The 15,612-nt window shown below is 66.7% G+C and carries 14 protein-coding genes; 5 read left to right on the forward strand and 9 right to left on the reverse strand.

Annotated features, from left to right (window positions below; translation table 11 throughout):
* Positions 1-213 precede the first annotated feature (213 nt).
* From typA to IFT67_RS08115, 3 genes are all read right to left on the reverse strand, one after another.
* Positions 214-2,058 (reverse strand): translational GTPase TypA, encoded by a 1,845-nt coding sequence (gene typA, locus IFT67_RS08105; protein ID WP_056051990.1) that lies wholly within the window; start codon positions 2,056-2,058, stop codon positions 214-216.
* A gap of 90 nt (positions 2,059-2,148) precedes the next feature.
* The gene (locus IFT67_RS08110; RefSeq protein ID WP_192146094.1) at positions 2,149-3,126 is read right to left on the reverse strand and encodes a DUF2268 domain-containing putative Zn-dependent protease; all 978 of its coding nucleotides are present in this window, start codon (positions 3,124-3,126) and stop codon (positions 2,149-2,151) included.
* Between the two features lie 407 nt (positions 3,127-3,533).
* On the reverse strand, positions 3,534-4,547 hold the full coding sequence (locus IFT67_RS08115) for a zinc-binding alcohol dehydrogenase family protein (protein WP_192146096.1): 1,014 nt from the start codon (positions 4,545-4,547) through the stop codon (positions 3,534-3,536).
* A gap of 152 nt (positions 4,548-4,699) precedes the next feature.
* On the opposite strand from IFT67_RS08115, the gene IFT67_RS08120 reads away from it, so the two are divergent.
* The 4 genes from IFT67_RS08120 (at position 4,700) to IFT67_RS08135 (ending at position 8,096) form a co-directional block, all read left to right on the forward strand.
* Complete coding sequence (locus IFT67_RS08120; protein WP_056051998.1) at positions 4,700-5,911, forward strand: toxic anion resistance protein; 1,212 nt, start codon at positions 4,700-4,702, stop codon at positions 5,909-5,911.
* Positions 5,912-5,916: 5 nt separating this feature from the next.
* On the forward strand, positions 5,917-6,624 hold the full coding sequence (locus IFT67_RS08125; RefSeq protein WP_342450584.1) for a hypothetical protein: 708 nt from the start codon (positions 5,917-5,919) through the stop codon (positions 6,622-6,624).
* Positions 6,625-6,628: 4 nt separating this feature from the next.
* Positions 6,629-6,814, forward strand: a complete 186-nt coding sequence (locus tag IFT67_RS08130; protein WP_192146098.1) for a hypothetical protein — start codon at positions 6,629-6,631, stop codon at positions 6,812-6,814.
* A 115-nt stretch (positions 6,815-6,929) separates the two neighbouring features.
* A complete protein-coding gene (locus IFT67_RS08135; protein WP_244647201.1) occupies positions 6,930-8,096 on the forward strand; it encodes a hypothetical protein in 1,167 nt (388 codons plus the stop codon).
* Positions 8,097-8,107: 11 nt separating this feature from the next.
* Here IFT67_RS08135 and IFT67_RS08140 read toward each other — a convergent pair whose 3' ends face one another.
* Genes IFT67_RS08140 through ubiA form a run of 3 tightly spaced genes read right to left on the reverse strand, consistent with a single transcriptional unit; the run spans position 8,108 to position 11,213 of the window.
* Positions 8,108-8,872 carry a 3'(2'),5'-bisphosphate nucleotidase CysQ gene (locus tag IFT67_RS08140; protein ID WP_192146612.1) on the reverse strand — a complete coding sequence of 255 codons (765 nt, stop codon included), beginning with the start codon at positions 8,870-8,872 and terminating at the stop codon, positions 8,108-8,110.
* Positions 8,873-8,915: 43 nt separating this feature from the next.
* Positions 8,916-10,262, reverse strand: a complete 1,347-nt coding sequence (locus IFT67_RS08145; protein ID WP_192146100.1) for a TldD/PmbA family protein — start codon at positions 10,260-10,262, stop codon at positions 8,916-8,918.
* Between the two features lie 9 nt (positions 10,263-10,271).
* Positions 10,272-11,213: a 4-hydroxybenzoate octaprenyltransferase gene (gene ubiA / locus IFT67_RS08150; protein WP_192146102.1), complete on the reverse strand. Its 942-nt coding sequence runs from the start codon at positions 11,211-11,213 to the stop codon at positions 10,272-10,274.
* An 83-nt stretch (positions 11,214-11,296) separates the two neighbouring features.
* Between ubiA and IFT67_RS08155 the strand changes: the two genes are divergently transcribed.
* Entirely contained in the window at positions 11,297-11,452 is a 156-nt protein-coding gene (locus IFT67_RS08155; protein WP_192146104.1) for a hypothetical protein, read from the forward strand.
* A 248-nt stretch (positions 11,453-11,700) separates the two neighbouring features.
* Here the strand turns inward: IFT67_RS08155 and IFT67_RS08160 are convergent, their stop codons facing one another.
* The 3 genes from IFT67_RS08160 to IFT67_RS08170 all read right to left on the reverse strand — a co-directional run bounded on the left by IFT67_RS08160 (position 11,701) and on the right by IFT67_RS08170 (position 15,612).
* Positions 11,701-12,822 (reverse strand): OmpA family protein, encoded by a 1,122-nt coding sequence (locus IFT67_RS08160; RefSeq protein WP_192146106.1) that lies wholly within the window; start codon positions 12,820-12,822, stop codon positions 11,701-11,703.
* Between the two features lie 119 nt (positions 12,823-12,941).
* Entirely contained in the window at positions 12,942-13,445 is a 504-nt protein-coding gene (locus tag IFT67_RS08165) for a DUF2793 domain-containing protein (protein ID WP_192146108.1), read from the reverse strand.
* Between the two features lie 22 nt (positions 13,446-13,467).
* Entirely contained in the window at positions 13,468-15,612 is a 2,145-nt protein-coding gene (locus tag IFT67_RS08170; protein WP_192146109.1) for a phage tail protein, read from the reverse strand.

Genomic DNA, 15,612 nt, shown 5'->3' on the forward strand with positions numbered 1-15,612 from the left:
GGGAGATGCACCAATTGAGTCCTGAGCGCTCGCGTTGCCGTCAGCGTGAGTGCTGCCTTCGGACTTTCTCGCACAAAGAAAAAGGCCGGAGGTTTCCCCCCGGCCCTTCTTCAATTCCTAGCCAGCGCGCCACGGCAAAGCCGCGTCGTCGGACCTCGTTTGAGCGAGGCCGGCCGAGCGCCTGATGCTCAGCCGGCTCCGCCTTTGCTGGCCTCAGGCGCTCTGCTTAGCCCGGCTAGCGCGCTTGCGCTCGTTCGCATCGAGGAAGCGCTTGCGCAGGCGAATCGACTTCGGCGTGACTTCGACCATCTCGTCATCGTCGATGTACGCGATCGCCTGCTCCAGCGTCGCGCGCTTCGGTGGCGACAGGCGGACCTGGTCGTCCTTGCCGCCGCTCGCGCGGAAGTTGGTCAGCGCCTTGGTCTTCATCGGGTTGACCTCGAGGTCGTCCGGCTTGGCGTTCTCGCCGACGATCATGCCCTCATAGAGCGCCTCGCCGTGGCCCACGAACAGGATGCCGCGCTCTTCGAGCGGACCCAGTGCGTAGTTGTTCGCCTCGCCCGAACCGTTCGAGATCAGCACGCCGTTCTTGCGGCCTTCGATCGCGCCCTTGTGCGGACCGTACTTCTCGAACAGCCGGTTCATGATACCCGTGCCGCGCGTGTCGGACAGGAATTCGCCATGATAGCCGATCATCCCGCGGCTCGGCGCCGAGAAGGTGATGCGGGTCTTGCCGCCGGTCGACGGACGCATGTCGGTCAGCTCGGCTTTACGCGTGTTCATCTTCTCGACGACGGTACCCGAATGCTCCTCGTCGACGTCGATGATGACGGTCTCGTACGGCTCGGTCTTCTTGCCGTTCTCGTCCTCGCCGAACAGCACGCGCGGACGCGAGATGCCGAGCTCGAAACCTTCGCGGCGCATCGTCTCGATCAGCACGCCCAGCTGAAGCTCGCCGCGGCCGGCGACTTCGAAGCTGTCCTTGTCGGCCGCCTCGGTCACCTTCACGGCGACGTTCGACTCGGCTTCGCGGAACAGGCGCTCGCGGATCATGCGCGACGTCACCTTGGAGCCCTCACGGCCCGCCATCGGCGAATCGTTCACGGCAAAACGCATCGACAGCGTGGGGGGATCGATCGGCTGCGCGTGCAGCGGCTCGGTCACCGTGATGTCGGCGATCGTGTCGGCAACCGTAGCGACCGAGAGACCTGCCAGCGAGATGATGTCGCCGGCCTTGGCTTCGTCGACGGGAACACGCTCGAGACCACGGAACGACATGATCTTGGACGCGCGACCGGTCTCGATGATCTTGCCGTCGTTATCGAGTGCGTGGATCGCCTGGTTGGTCTTCACGGTACCCGAATTGACGCGGCCGGTGAGGACGCGGCCGAGGAACGGATCGCGGTCGAGCAGCGTGACGAGGAAGGTGAACGGCACGCCGGCGACTTCCACGGCGGGCGGGGGCACGTGCTTCACGATCGTCTCGAACATCGGGATCAGCGTGCCTTCGCGCGCGTCCATGTCGGTCGAGGCATAGCCGTTGCGACCCGATGCGTAGAGCACGGGGAAGTCGAGCTGGTCGTCGTTCGCGTCGAGCGACACGAACAGGTCGAACACTTCGTCGAGCACTTCCTGGATGCGCGCGTCGTTGCGATCGACCTTGTTGACGACGACGATCGGCTTCAAGCCGAGTGCCAGCGCCTTGCCGGTGACGAACTTGGTCTGCGGCATCGCGCCTTCCGACGAATCGACCAGCAGGACGACGCCGTCGACCATCGACAGGATGCGCTCGACTTCGCCACCGAAATCGGCGTGGCCGGGCGTGTCGACGATGTTGATGCGGATGCTCTCGGACTCGCCGGGAGGGGTCCAGTCGACCGAGGTCGGCTTGGCGAGAATGGTGATGCCACGCTCTTTTTCGAGGTCGTTCGAATCCATTGCGCGCTCTTCGACGCGCTGGTTGTCGCGGAAGGTGCCGGACTGGCGGAAGAGCTGGTCGACCAGCGTCGTCTTGCCGTGATCGACGTGCGCAATGATCGCCACGTTGCGGAGGCTCATGAATGTATTCTCTTGATCGAGGAACGGGGTTGGCGCGCGCCATAGCGTAATTGTTGCGCCGCGGGAAGACGCAGCGGCATTTCGTCGCCTTTAGAGGGAACCTCCGCGGCGCTTATATGTTCCGGCGGCGAGAATAGCACGGGGATCGCGGACCGCCAGCATTGCCCTCAGCGCGGCGCGTTTGTCGGGCGCGGCGGCGTAGTAACGCTGCCAGATCCGCAGGCCCATCCAATAGCCGAGTTCGGGCGGCCAGCCGGCGGGCGGCGTGGAGTAGTTGCCAATCCAGCGCGCGTAAGCCTTGGCTTCGGGCGAGCCTTCCTCCGGGTCGTCCTTGTCGGTAAGCTTGCGGGTGAGCGCGATGTCGGCCTGCATCTGGCGCCAGAGTTCGGCTTCGCGTGGGGCGGCCCAGGCGGCGCGGGCGGCGTCCGGCTCCTCGCCGGTGACGAGTTGCGCGATGAAGTCGGCGGCGCCCTCGACGAGGATCGCGGTGAGCAGCGGATCGCGGGCGAGCGTCATCCCGGCGTCCTGCTGGAAGGAATGCACCGTCTCGTGCGCGAAAAAGTGGCGGAGCGTCTGGCGGAGTTTCTCGGGCGTGGGTGACATGCGGCAGAGGACTTCGAGGCCGAGCACCTGCGCGCCGGGCTTGGCGGTGCCGCCGGAGGTGTTCGCGCCGAAGACTATATAGACTTGCGGAAGCTTCACGTCGGGGAGTGCGCCGTGGAGGCCGAGATAGATCGCGCGGAGATCGCCGATCGCAGTCTTGGCGGCGGGGAGGCAGGTCTTGATCGCCTGTGCGTAGCGGGTGGGGTTGGTAGCGATGGCGCGCGCGAGCGTGTCCGCGTCGACGATCCGGCCGGGGGTGAAGACGCCGATCCCGAAACTGCCCTTGTCGAGATACTCGCGTTTCAGTTGCGCGGCGGTGGGTTTGCCCTTGGTCTTGGCGAACAGCGCGGCGAAGCGGTCGGCGTCTTCGGTGTGAATCGTTGCGGTGAGTGGGTCGGCTGGCGGGGGACGATTCGTGGCGGCCGCTGGGAGGAGGGCGAGCGCAAGGATCAGCGGGCGGAGCATGGTGCAGAGTATCGTGTATTTGCGCCGCCGCCAGTCTCATTCGGCGGGAGATGCGCCTTCCGCCGAACCAATGCCGTTCCCTCGCGAAAGCGGGGGCCCAGGGTTACGAGCGATGACGTCCTTGGCTCCTGGGCCCCCGCGTTCGCGAGGGAACAAGAAGGAGTGCCCCGCCCTCCACTTTATCCACCCCGGCGGAGGCCGGGGCCCAGTTGGAAAGGCAGCAATAATGACGTGCCGCGATCCGTTAGCAACGTTCCCCAACTGGGCCCCGGCCTCCGCCGGGGTGGTGCACACCCTTGCAAGTCTTCTCCGCCGAGGCCGGGGCCCATATTGTCAGGAGGCTTGCGACGCTGTCTCAAGGCTTGCCAGTATGGATCCCCGCCTGCGCAGGGATGACTAGGGCGGTGTCAGAACCCCTCCAGCACGATCTTCCCCTTGGCCGTGTGGCTCTCGATCCGCTCATGCGCCCGCCGCAAATTCGCCGCATCGATCGTCCCGAAATTCTCCGCGAGCGTCGTCCGGATCGTCCCCGCATCGACCAGCCGCGCGACCTCGTCGAGCAACTTGCCCTGCTCGCCCATGTCCGCGGTCTGGAACAGCGAGCGCGTGTACATCAGCTCCCAGTGCACCGAGATCGACTTCTGCTTGAGCGGCACGATGTCGAGCGTCTTCGGATCGTCGATCAGCGCCAGCCGGCCCTGCGGCGCCAGCAGTTCGCCGATCTCGGCGATGTGTTCGTCGGTATGCGTCGTCGAGAACACGAACCCCGGTGCGCCGATCCCCAGCGCCTCGACCTGCGCAGCGAGCGGCTTGCGGTGGTCGATCACGTGATGCGCGCCGAGCTCCTCGACCCAGCCACGCGTCTCGTCGCGCGACGCGGTGGCGATCACGGTCAGGTCGGTGAGCTGCCGCGCGAGCTGGATCGTGATCGAGCCGACCCCGCCTGCCCCGCCGATGATCAGGATCGCGTTCGCGGCGCCGGGGACGGGTTTGCGCACGTCGAGCCGGTCGAACAGCGTCTCCCACGCGGTGACCGAGGTCAGCGGCAGCGCCGCCGCCTGCGCCCAGTCTAGCGATGCCGGCTTGTGGCCGACGATGCGCTCGTCGACGAGGTGATATTCGGAATTGGTACCGGGCCGGTCGATCGCGCCTGCGTAGAACACGTCATCGCCGACCTTGAACCCGGTCACGTCTGGACCGACCGCGACGACGACGCCCGATGCGTCCCAGCCGAGCACCTGTGGCTTGCCGTCGGGATCTTCGCGACGCTGGCGGATCTTGGTGTCGACCGGATTGACCGACACCGCCTTCACCTCGACCAGCAGGTCGCGGCCAATAGCCTCGGGCTTGGGGAGGTCGAGGTCGACGAGCGACTGCGGATCGTTGATCGGGAGCGACTTGGTATAGCCGATGGCGCGCATGCTGGAACTCCTGTGATGTTGCCGACAAGCTGTCCACGCGGCCGCCCGGTTTCAAGGAGAGCTGTTGGCAAGCCTGAGTGTATTATCTATATACGCCACTTGAACGCGGGGCGGGTTGCAGCCACGATGCCCCACTGAACGGAGACACGAGCATGGCGACGACCCCGAACACGCTGACGGAAGAGCCTGGCCTGGTGCTGACCCCGCCCGATCCGGTGCCCACGGTCGCGGCTGCGAAGGCGTCCGGGCTGGTCCCCGTCGATGCCGGCGTGAAGTCGCAGCTGGAGGAGCGCGTGTCGGGGTTCGTCACCGATCTCGTCGCGCAGGACGTCAATTCGCCCGAATTCGGCAAGCGCGTCGACGCGATCACCGCGATGGGCGCGAAGGAAATCCGCGAGGCCGCTGGCCAGTCGAACCGCTTCCTCGATCGCCCGGTCAAGGCGATGGATCAGGAGACCGGTGTCGGCAAGGACCTCGCCGAGCTGCGCCGCGTCGTCGAGGATCTCGATCCCGGCAAGAAGGGCAATCTGACCGCGCCGCAGAAGCTGTTCGGGATCATCCCGTTCGGTGGCAAGATGCGCAATTATTTCGACGGCTATAAGTCGTCGCAGACGCACATCGCGCAGATCCTGAAGAGCCTCGGCTCGGGCAAGGACGAGCTGCTGATGGACAATGCCGCGATCGATACCGAGCGCGCGAACCTGTGGGCGGCGATGGGTCGGCTCGAGCAGATGATCCATCTGTCGAAGACGATGGACGCCAAGCTGGAGGACGTCGCCAACGATCTCGACCACACCGATCCCGCCAAGGCGAAGGCGATCCGCGAGACGGCGCTGTTCTACACGCGCCAGCGGACGCAGGATTTGCTGACGCAGATGGCGGTCACCGTGCAGGGCTATCTCGCGCTCGATCTGGTCAAGAAGAACAATGTCGAGCTCGTGAAGGGCGTCGATCGCGCCTCGACCACGACCGTGTCGGCGCTGCGGACCGCAGTGACGGTGGCGCAGGCGCTGACCAACCAGAAGCTGGTGCTGGAGCAGATCACCGCGCTCAACACGACGACCGCGAACATCATCGATTCGACCGGCAAGCTGCTCAAATCGCAGACCGCGCAGATCCATGAGCAGGCGGCATCGGCGACGATCCCGCTGGAGACGCTGCAACGCGCGTTCCAGAATATCTACGACACGATGGACGCGATTGACGTGTTCAAGCTGAAGGCGCTCGATTCGATGAAGGTCACCGTCGGCGCGCTGTCGAACGAGGTCGACAAATCCCGTGGCTATATCGCGCGTGCTGAAGGTGCGACGCAGGGGCAGTTGGGCGGACCTTCCGCCAGCCCGTTCAAGCTGGAGGCGATGTAACCCTCGTGAGCGAAGTCGACGACGCCATCGCCAGCGCCCGCGCCTCCTGGTCGCGCATTTCGGACGACCGGACGGGCACCTTGATCGCGCGCGCGCCATCGCGGGGACGGGCGCGGCAGACGCAGGCGATCGGCAAGCGGCTGACCCGGATCGCGGTCGCGGACGTGTCGATCCTGATCGCGGCGATGGTGATCGGCTGGATCGTGCCGCTCGGGATCGGCGGCGCGATGCTGGTGATGGCGCTGCTGGTCGCCGCGACGGTGCTGTTCGCGGTCTGGCCGGCGGAACGCGCGCCGACGCCCGAGCGCCTCGCGGCGGTCGATATCCGCGCCCTCCCCGCACAGACCGAACGCTGGCTGGAAGCGCAGCGCCCGGCCCTCCCCGCACCCGCGATGACCTTGGTCGACCGGATCGGCCTGCGCCTCGAAACGCTGACGCCGCAACTCGCGACGCTCGACGCGAACACGCAGGAAGCGGTCGACGTCCGGAAACTGATCGGCGAACAGCTCCCTGCCTTCGTCAAGGATTACGAGAAAGTGCCGGCGTCGCTCCGCACCACTCCGCGCAACGGTCGCTCGCCCGACGCCGAGCTGGTCGACGGCCTGAAGCTGATCGAACAGGAGATTGGCGAGATGACTGCGCGACTGGCGCAAAGCGACCTCGACAATTTGTCGACCCGCGGCCGCTTCCTGGAGATGAAGTACAAGGACTGAGGCGGTGAAGCGCACCCGGCTCAGCGTCTGCCGTCGCAAGGCGCGCTTTGTCTCCGAAGCCGACGCGCTCGTCGTGGCGCAGACCGGACGCGTACCGCTGAGGGCCTATCGCTGCGATCGGTGTCTGCACTTTCACCTGACCAGCCGGACGAAGGGCAAGTGCGTATCCGGAACGCCGGCGGGTCTTTGATCGACGGGAGATCGAGCACCGGCATCACGAGCATTAGGTTCAAACTCGATCGTATCTCGACTTTGCAGCCCGGACGATTCGCTTAGACTGGGCGCACGTATTCGAAGACCAGGCCATGATCGCCTGGGCGCACGCATTCGGAGACCAGGCCATGATCGCGCTGTTGCTGTTGCTGACGACACAGGTCGCTCCCGAAATCGTCGTTGCCGGGAAGCGGCTGGACGATGCCTATCGGGAATGCATCCAGCAAGCCTGTCCGCCGCTCCGCGATGCGCAGGTTTCGATAGCATATGCCGAACGCCAGTTTCGCGAAGGGGCGTACGTCAAGGCGCGCAACACCTTGGCCGCGGCGGCATCGCGCAACAAGCGAAACGCCGCGACCGCACCGAAACCGCTCGCGGCGATCTATGAGGCCTATGCGACGGTTTCGCGACACGACGGCGACATGGATGCCTTCAGAACGGCGGTCGGTCGACAGGTACGGGTCTTGCGCGACAACCTCCCGCCCGACGATCCGGCGGTGCTCGCCGCGGCGTTCGCGACGGGCGACATGTGGGCCCAGCTGGGGAATGCGAGATCGGCCGAGCTTTCGTACCACGCGGTCGAGCGGCAAGCGCTGCAACACGGTAATACGATATTGGCGTTGCAGGCGGTTCTGCGACGCGTCGGCCTCGCGAACGCACGCGGCGATACCGCAGGCGCCGCGCGATTGATGGCCGAAGCCGAAGCGCGACCCGACGCGTCGGATCCAACGCTCCGCACGGCGATGCAGGTGGTGAGGTTACGGCTGGCCGCCAAGCGTGCCGATGACGGGCAGGTCGATCGGCTGGTACGCGCGATCGGTCATGACGCCTCGACTCGCCCCGTGCTGATCTGGGCGCCTCCCTACAAGCCGACCGCGGAGATGGCGGCCAAGATCAACACCGCAAAGTTCGATGTCATCGATCCAATTCCCACCCGGCCGTCCGACTATGGCCAGATCCAATGGGTCGATATCGGATTCTGGATCAGACCCGACGGCAGGACCAGTGAGCCGGAGATCTTGCGTGGATCGCGATCGACGGCGTGGGCGAAGGATCTGTTGAGCCAGATATCCGACCGTCGCTACACGGGAAATGCCGCAACCGCAGGCGATCCCGGCACATATCTGATCGAGCGGTTCACCTTGCGCGGTACTTATCTCGTCCCAACCGGCAGCTTGGTCCGTAGGCGGGCGGGCCCCGCCGAATTGGAGGTTCTCGATCTGACCGAGCCTGAAAAATCGGTGACCGCTCACCGCTGATCGTTGGGTATTTAGTCGGTACCCACGCGTGCCCGGTCGGCGAGCCGCGCCACCGCGGCGGCATGAATGCCCGGTACGCTGGTCAACACGCCGAACGCTTGCGGCCGCGGCTTGTTAAACACCAGCGGCACACCCAGCGCATCGGTCACCACCGCGCCCGCTTCGCTTGCGACGAGGATAGCGGCGGCGATGTCCCATTCGTTGCCCCAGCGGAGGGTGGCGACGAGGTCGGCTTCGTCGGCGGCGACCATCGCTATGCGTAGGGCGATCGAGTTGGGTTTGTGGACCATGACGAGGTCTCGGTCGGCTTTGGGGAGGGCGTCCACCGGGGTTCGGCTACCGGGGAAGTCGGTTCGGTCGCCAGCCTTCAGCGGGATGCCGTTGCGGGTGGCCCCCTGCCCTGCGACCGCGTGCCAGCGTTCGTCGCGGGACGGCGCTTCGAGGATGCCGATCACCGGCTTGCCGCGATCGACCAAAGCGACCGAGACGCACCAGCCGGGACGGGCGCGAATATAGTCTCGCGTTCCGTCGATCGGGTCGACGACCCAGAGCAGGTCGTGTGCGAGGCGGTCCGCGTTGTCGGCGGTTTCCTCGGAGAGCCAGCCGGCCTCGGGGAGAAGCGTCGACAGCCGCGCCTTGAGCATCCGGTCGATCGCGATGTCGAGTTCGCAGACCGGGCTGCCGGGGGTCTTCTCCCAGCGCTGGAAGTCGGTGTCGAAGCGATCGAGCGCCATTGCGCCGGCCTCTGCGGCGATGCTCGCTACCGCGTCCGCCATAGCGCGCAGCCATGCCGGCGACCGCTCGGCCCCGCGCCGCCGGTCAGCCACTGGCCACCGTCATGCCCTCCACGCGCAGCGTAGGTACGTTGACGCCGTAGCGGAATTCGAGATCGTTGGCCGGGGTCATCGCGAGGAACATGTCCTTGACGTTGCCCGCAATCGTGAACTCCGCGACCGGCGTGGTGATCTGCCCGTTCTCGATTCTGAAGCCCGCCGCGCCACGGCTGTAGTCGCCGGTCACGCCGTTCGCCCCGCCGCCCATCAGTTCGGTGACGTAGACGCCCGACTCGATGTCCGCGATCAGCGTTTCGAGCGGCACGTGGCCCGGTTCCATGAACACGTTGCTGGTCGATACGCCGGGGCCGCCGCCGACACCGCGCGCGGCATGGCCGGTCGGTTCGAGGCCGAGCTGGCGCGCCGAGGCGGAATCGAGCAGCCAGCGTTCGAGCATCCCGTTCTCGATGATGTCGCTCGGCGACACTGGCAGGCCTTCGCCATCGAACGGACGCGAGCGCAAGCCGTGCGGGCGGTGCGGATCGTCGCGGATGGTGATGCCGTGCGCGAACACTTGGCTGCCGAGCGAGTCGAGCAGGAAGCTGGTCTTCCGCGTGATCGCCTGGCCGGAGATCGCGCCGAGCATGTGACCGACGAGCGATCCGCCGACGCGGCGATCGTAGACGATCGTGGTGGGGCCGCTGACGAGACGGCCGGGGTTGAGGCGCGCGACCGCCTGTTCGCCGGCGCGGCGGCCGATCGCTTCGGGGGCTTCGAGATGCGCGCGGAGCCGGGCGCTGCTGTGCGCATAATCGCGCTGCATGTTGCCGCCCTCGCCTGCCAAGACGCTGGCCGACACGCCGTAGCCGGTCGCGGCATAGGCGCCGGCGAAACCGTGGCTGGTCGCCAACGCCCAGACGCTGCGCGAGGCGCTGGCGCCGCCGCCTTCGCTGTTCGAGACGCCGGGGACGGCGCGGGCGGCGTCTTCGGCTTCTAGCGCGGCGTCGCGGAGTTGCTCGGGGCTGACCTCGCCGCCGTCGTCGAGGCCGAGCATCGGGGTGATGCCGTGAAGCAGGCGCTCGGCAGGGGCGAGGCCGGCCCAGGGGTCCTCGGGGGCTTCACGCGCCATCGCGACCGCACGTTCGACCAGCGCGTCCATCGCGGCGGTCGACAGGTCGGAGGTGGAGACGCTGGCGGAACGCTGGCCGACGAACACGCGCAGGCCGAGATCCTCGCTCTCGGAGCGGCCGATATCCTCGAGCTTGCCGAGGCGGATCGACACGTCGAGCGCGGCATCGGCGGCAAAGACCGCGTCGGCGGCGTCGGCGCCCGCCGCCCTCGCGCGCTGGACGATGTCGTGGGCGCGGTCGCGGGCTTGGTCTGGGGTCAGCATATCAGCGAGTTAGGGATGCAGGCTCGTGCCGACAACCACGCAGGCGAGGAACATCAACAGTCCGGCGAAACGGTTCGCGCGAAAGCGGGCCAGCGCTGCGGTGCCCGCGCCCTCGTGCGTGTCGGGTTTGAGTGTGACGACCTGCCATGCGAGGTGGAGCGCAATGGGCACGAGCGCGGCGATCGCGAGCGGATCCGGGCGGACTTGCCAGAAGGCTGCGGCCCATAACGCGACGGCGGCGACGTAGAAGATGCCGACGCCGGCCTTAACGTGGCTGCCCATCCGGAGCGCGGAGGAGCGGATGCCGATCATCGCGTCGTCCTCGCGGTCCTGCAGCGCGTAGATCGTGTCGTAGCCGATCACCCACGCGATCGAGCCGGTGTAAAGCAGCCACATCGGCATATCGAGCGCGCCGGCGATGTCGCTCCAGCCGACCAGCAATGCCCAGGAGAAGACGATGCCGAGCCACGCCTGCGGCCACCAGGTGATGCGCTTCATGAACGGGTAGGCCGCGACGGGCGCGAGGCTGGCGAGCGCGACGATCGCGGCGAAGAAGGTCAGTTGCAGCAGGACGACGAACCCGATCAGGCAGAGCGCGACGAGCCAGACCCAGGCGAGCGTGATCGACACGAGCCCGCTCGGGATCGGTCGGGCACGGGTGCGCGCGACCTGCGCATCGAGGTCGCGGTCGACGATGTCGTTGAACACGCACCCCGCGCCGCGCATCGCGATGCTGCCGAGGAGGAGCCACAGGATCAGGTCCCAGCGCTCGATTGCGCCACCGGCGAGCGCGACGCCCCAGGCGCCGGGCCAGAACAGCAGCCACCAGCCGATCGGCCTGTCGAAGCGGGCGAGCAGCGCGAGGCCGCGGAGGGTTGGCGGGAGGCGACCGACCAAGCCCTTGTGTTCGCTGTCGGGGACGATTTCCGCGTGGCTCGGCTTGGTATGCATGGCGGAGGCGTAGGAAGACGGGGTTTGGCGCGCAAGCCTTCACCGGCTAGGGTCGAGGGAGTGGCGCGTTCGGACCCTCTCGCATGATCGGCCTTTCGGTCGCGGTCGGCCGCTTCGTTGAAGCGCTGTTCTGGGGGATCTTCCGGGTTGCCGGGGCCGTTGCAGGCGCGCTGATCCTCGCAGTCGTAATTTCGGTAGTGCTGTGGATCGTCGTGCGAAGGATCTGGGCGCGGCGCTGATCGCGCCCGATCGACTGCATAATCACTTGTCGGCTTCGTAAACAGGTGAGGGCGTTCGCATAGGTGTGCGGGATCCGGAGCGTCGCTGCCGCCATCACGGATGCTACAGACAGCCCAGTCTCCAACCCTCTTCAGCAAACTCACCGAGCCACGGTCCGCACGCTCGACAAAAGAAAAGGGAGGCCGGCTTTCGCCGACCTCCCCGATCTTCATTCCGTAACCGACCCGAGAGCCGGTTGGCGAAAGTCTTACTGGCCCGAACCCGGACCGTAGGTGACTTCCACGCGACGGTTCTGCACTTCGCGAACGCCATCGGCGGTCTCGACGCGCGGACGGCTCTCGCCGAATGCTTCCGTCGAGATGACGCTGTCCGGGATGGCATGCGAAGACAGGTATGCCTTCACGCCATCTGCGCGGCGCTGCGACAGACCGACGTTGTACGATGCCGAACCCGACTTATCGGCGTGACCTGCCAGCATGACCTGTGCGTTGCCGCACGACTGGTACTGCGTGACGGCGTTGTCGAGGATCGACGCTGCCTCAGGCGTGATGTCCGACTTGTCCCATTCGAAGAACACGATGAACGGACCAGGCGAGCAGACCACTGCTTCCGGAACAGGTGCCGGCGGAGCCGGAACTGGCTCAGGCGCAGGTGCCGGCGGCGGCGGCGGCGGAGCTGCTGGCTCGCCGAAGTTGTACGTCACACCACCAAGGATGCTGTGCGAACGATAGCGACCGTCGAACACGCGGTTCGAAACGTCGACCAGCTTGACGTTCTCGGCGTTGAAGAAACGATACTTCAGCGTCGCGTCGATGTGGTCGGTCAGCGGTGCACGGATACCGGCCAGGCCCTGATACGCGAACACGGTGTCCGAGTCGTTCAGGAAGTCGCCGTTGTTGTTGAGAGCGTACTGCGCCTTGACGCGAGCAACACCGACACCACCGCCGACGAAGCCCTGGATGCCATCGTCCGGACCGAAGTCCAGAAGCCCGTTCAGCATGAAGCTTAGAGCCGACGACGAGCCACCGGCATAGTCGTAGTTGCCGGTTGCCGCGTTACCGCGAACGCCGGTTGCACCGAACGTTGGCGTGGTCGTGGTCGACGAGTAGCCGTCCACGGTTGCCTTGCGGTAGCCGACTTCGGTTTCGAGGCGGAAACCGCCAAAGTCGTAGCCCATTACGGCGTCGACATCGTAACCATAGTCATGATCGACCGAACCGGCATTGTTCAATGCGCCAATATCATAGTCGATGTCTTCAACGATCATCGCACCGCCTTCGACGCCAACGTACCACGACTTGTCGCGGGCGAGGGCGGGAGTAGCAAGAGCGGTGGAGGCGAGTGCCAGAACGACGGCAAGCTTCCGCATATAAATCCCCTTTCATGAGTGTCACACGGACATCGCAAACTCCCTATCCTCGGCCTTGTTTCCACGCAAGCTAACAAAAGTTGGGGGTGTTGCCGGAACGACACAGTTTTTGGGGTGTTTTAGCCAGCAATCAGTCCGTGACCCCGCAAACCACCCAATATCGCCGCGATCGCCGCCCTGGCCTCGATATCGACGATGCTTCCGCCGATCGGTTCCGGAACCGCCGCGCGGCGTGCGCCGATGACGTCGTGGCCACCGATCGCGATGCGGCTCCCGGCGATGACACCCAGCGTCCACACGCCGTCACCGAACCGCGCGACCTGCCCGTCCGCGACGCTCCAGACTGCCATACCCTCGCGTGGCACGAGGAATCGCCAGCCGCCGCTCGTCCACCCCGCGATCGTGCCCGGCTGCCCCAGCCAGCCCCCCGTCGGCGCGGCACCGACGATCCAGGCCTGTCCCGCCGCCGGAGCGACCGGCGGCACGTTCGTTCCCACGGCCAGCACGCTCGCCTGCACCGCCAGGTCGAGCAGCACGAGCGCCTCGTTGTGAGTCGTTTCCTTCTGCGCCTGTCCCGGCTGCAACAACGGCAATGCCAGTCGCGGTGTGATGTCGTCGCTCATAATTCGTTCCCCCGTTCCGAAATCATGCCGGTACGTTCAATTCCGCCGCCGAAGATTCGCCGAACACCCCGCGTTGCCGCACCACGACGCTGACCACCCCCGTACGCTCGGCCGCGGTGATCGAAACCGACGGCACCGCCACATCGACGTCGCGCACGCCCAGAGCAGTTGCGATCGTCACGCGGTACGCCTCGCGCTCCTCGGCAAGCGGTGCATCGACGCCGTCGATCCATCGCCACCCCGCCCTGCTCCGCCGCGTCCAGCGCACCGTCGCACTTCCATCAGCCTCGTCGCGATAGCCAAGATGCACCGGCGATGGCGGAACGACGGACGCCCCCCGCATCACGCACCGCGTCTCGACCGGTGTCTCGTCGCCGACGCCCGACGCCATCACGCGCACCTCGCGTCCCAGCACGGAGGGTGGCAAGTCGAACGCCCGCGCGGCCTCCGCCGCCAACAGCACGAACCGATCTCCCACGGCTTGAAGGCCGGCCGCCTCGGTGCCCCGCCGCCCGCGCAGCAATCCACTCAACCGCCAGCGCGCGCCGCCCAGCGGTTCCGCGCGCCCGAACTGCACCAGCTCGTCGCCCAGCAAAGCCAGATTGCCACCCCGGTCGAGCCCCGCCGCATCCGCATCGCCCAGTTCCATGTCCGAATGGGCGAGGACCACCTCGAACGTCCCGCGCAGATCGACCAACGTCGCCGGAGCGCCCGGTGCCACCACTGCGATCGTTCCCAGCACGCCAGGCGCAGCCGTCGCCCCGGCCGCCACCCAACTCACCCCGTCATCCACACTGTAGAGCAGAGCCGCCTGCCGCCACGCCGCGCCCATGCCGCTCGCAACCACCGTCATTCGCGGCGCGCTCAACGGAGCCTCGTCCAACCCATGAACCTCGAACGCGCGCATGATCGTCGCCCCGACGATCGCATCCACCGCCCCCGAGACCCGCCCGCTCGTCGCAGTCGTCGACAGCGAAGCCGCCACCAGCGGCACCAGCCCAAGCGTCGTCACCATGCCCTCGATACTGACGTCAGCCACCCGCCAGACGCCACCCTCGCCGGAAACCGTCACGCAAGCCCCCGGCGCAATCGCCATCGCCCCGAACCCGGCCGCGATCGTTCGCCGCACTCGCCCAGCCTCGGCCCGAGCGAGCATTGCCTCCGCCACGGTCTTCGCCGCGCCCGCCTCCAACACCGCCGGCACCTCGACGCGGTCGTCACGCACCCCAGCCCCCGGCCGCCGCGCCCGCTGCACACCCGCCTGATAATCGCGCGCCGCGTCATAGTACCCGACGGTCACTGTCCGCGGCACGGTCTCGATCGCCGCCACAGCCCGAGCCCGCCGCACGCCCTTCCCCTCAACCGCAAACCCCTCGTCGGCCACGACGACGATCGCTCCCGCGACATCACGCATCACCAACCCGGCTCCGGAAGGCGCAAACCAGGCCCCACCAGCCTGCCCCAACATCTCCAGCACCGCCCGAACACTCCCGCCCGATGCTGCAAACCCGCCGACCGCCAGCGCCGCCGTCCCCGAAACCTCCCCCGCGAGCGCCTTCGCGATCGTCGACACGAGCACCGGCCCCTCGTCCGCAATCACCTCGAACGTCAGCGAAGGAATCCGATTCCCGAAATCCGCCAGCTGCAACATCTCGAACAAGGCATATGCGCACCCGCGATGCGCCGGCGTCGCCAGCCCCTCCGCAGATGCGATCAAAGAATCCACCGCCTGGTCCTCACCACCAAGATGCAACCGAAATCCGGTCGCTGTCTTGAAGTCCCCAGCCGCCCCCCGCAGCAACTTCCCCTCGGCCCAGATCCGCCCAACGCCCAGAATAGCCCGAGCCGACAACAGCACCGCGAACGACGCCGCATAGGAATAGGTCGAGACGCTGGGCTGCCCCTTGCCGCTCCTGGACGAAACCCGACTCTCGATCAGGTCGGTCGCCCAGATCACCGTCCCCGCCACGCGCATCGTCCCGAACAGCTTCGGGATCTGCGCCCCATAAGACGAAGTCTGCACCGCCAGCTCGACCAGCCGCGGCCCCTCCCGCCGCTTCGGCCCGAACAGCGCATGATCGACCGACTGCCCGATCAAGGCGCCGATCGCGCCCCCGATCGGCCCGCCCACCGCGCTCCCCACGGCCGTCAATACCAAGGTCGCCAT

It is taken from the genome of Sphingomonas sp. CFBP 13728 (assembly GCF_014841895.1).
In the GTDB taxonomy this organism is placed as follows: Bacteria; Pseudomonadota; Alphaproteobacteria; order Sphingomonadales; family Sphingomonadaceae; genus Sphingomonas.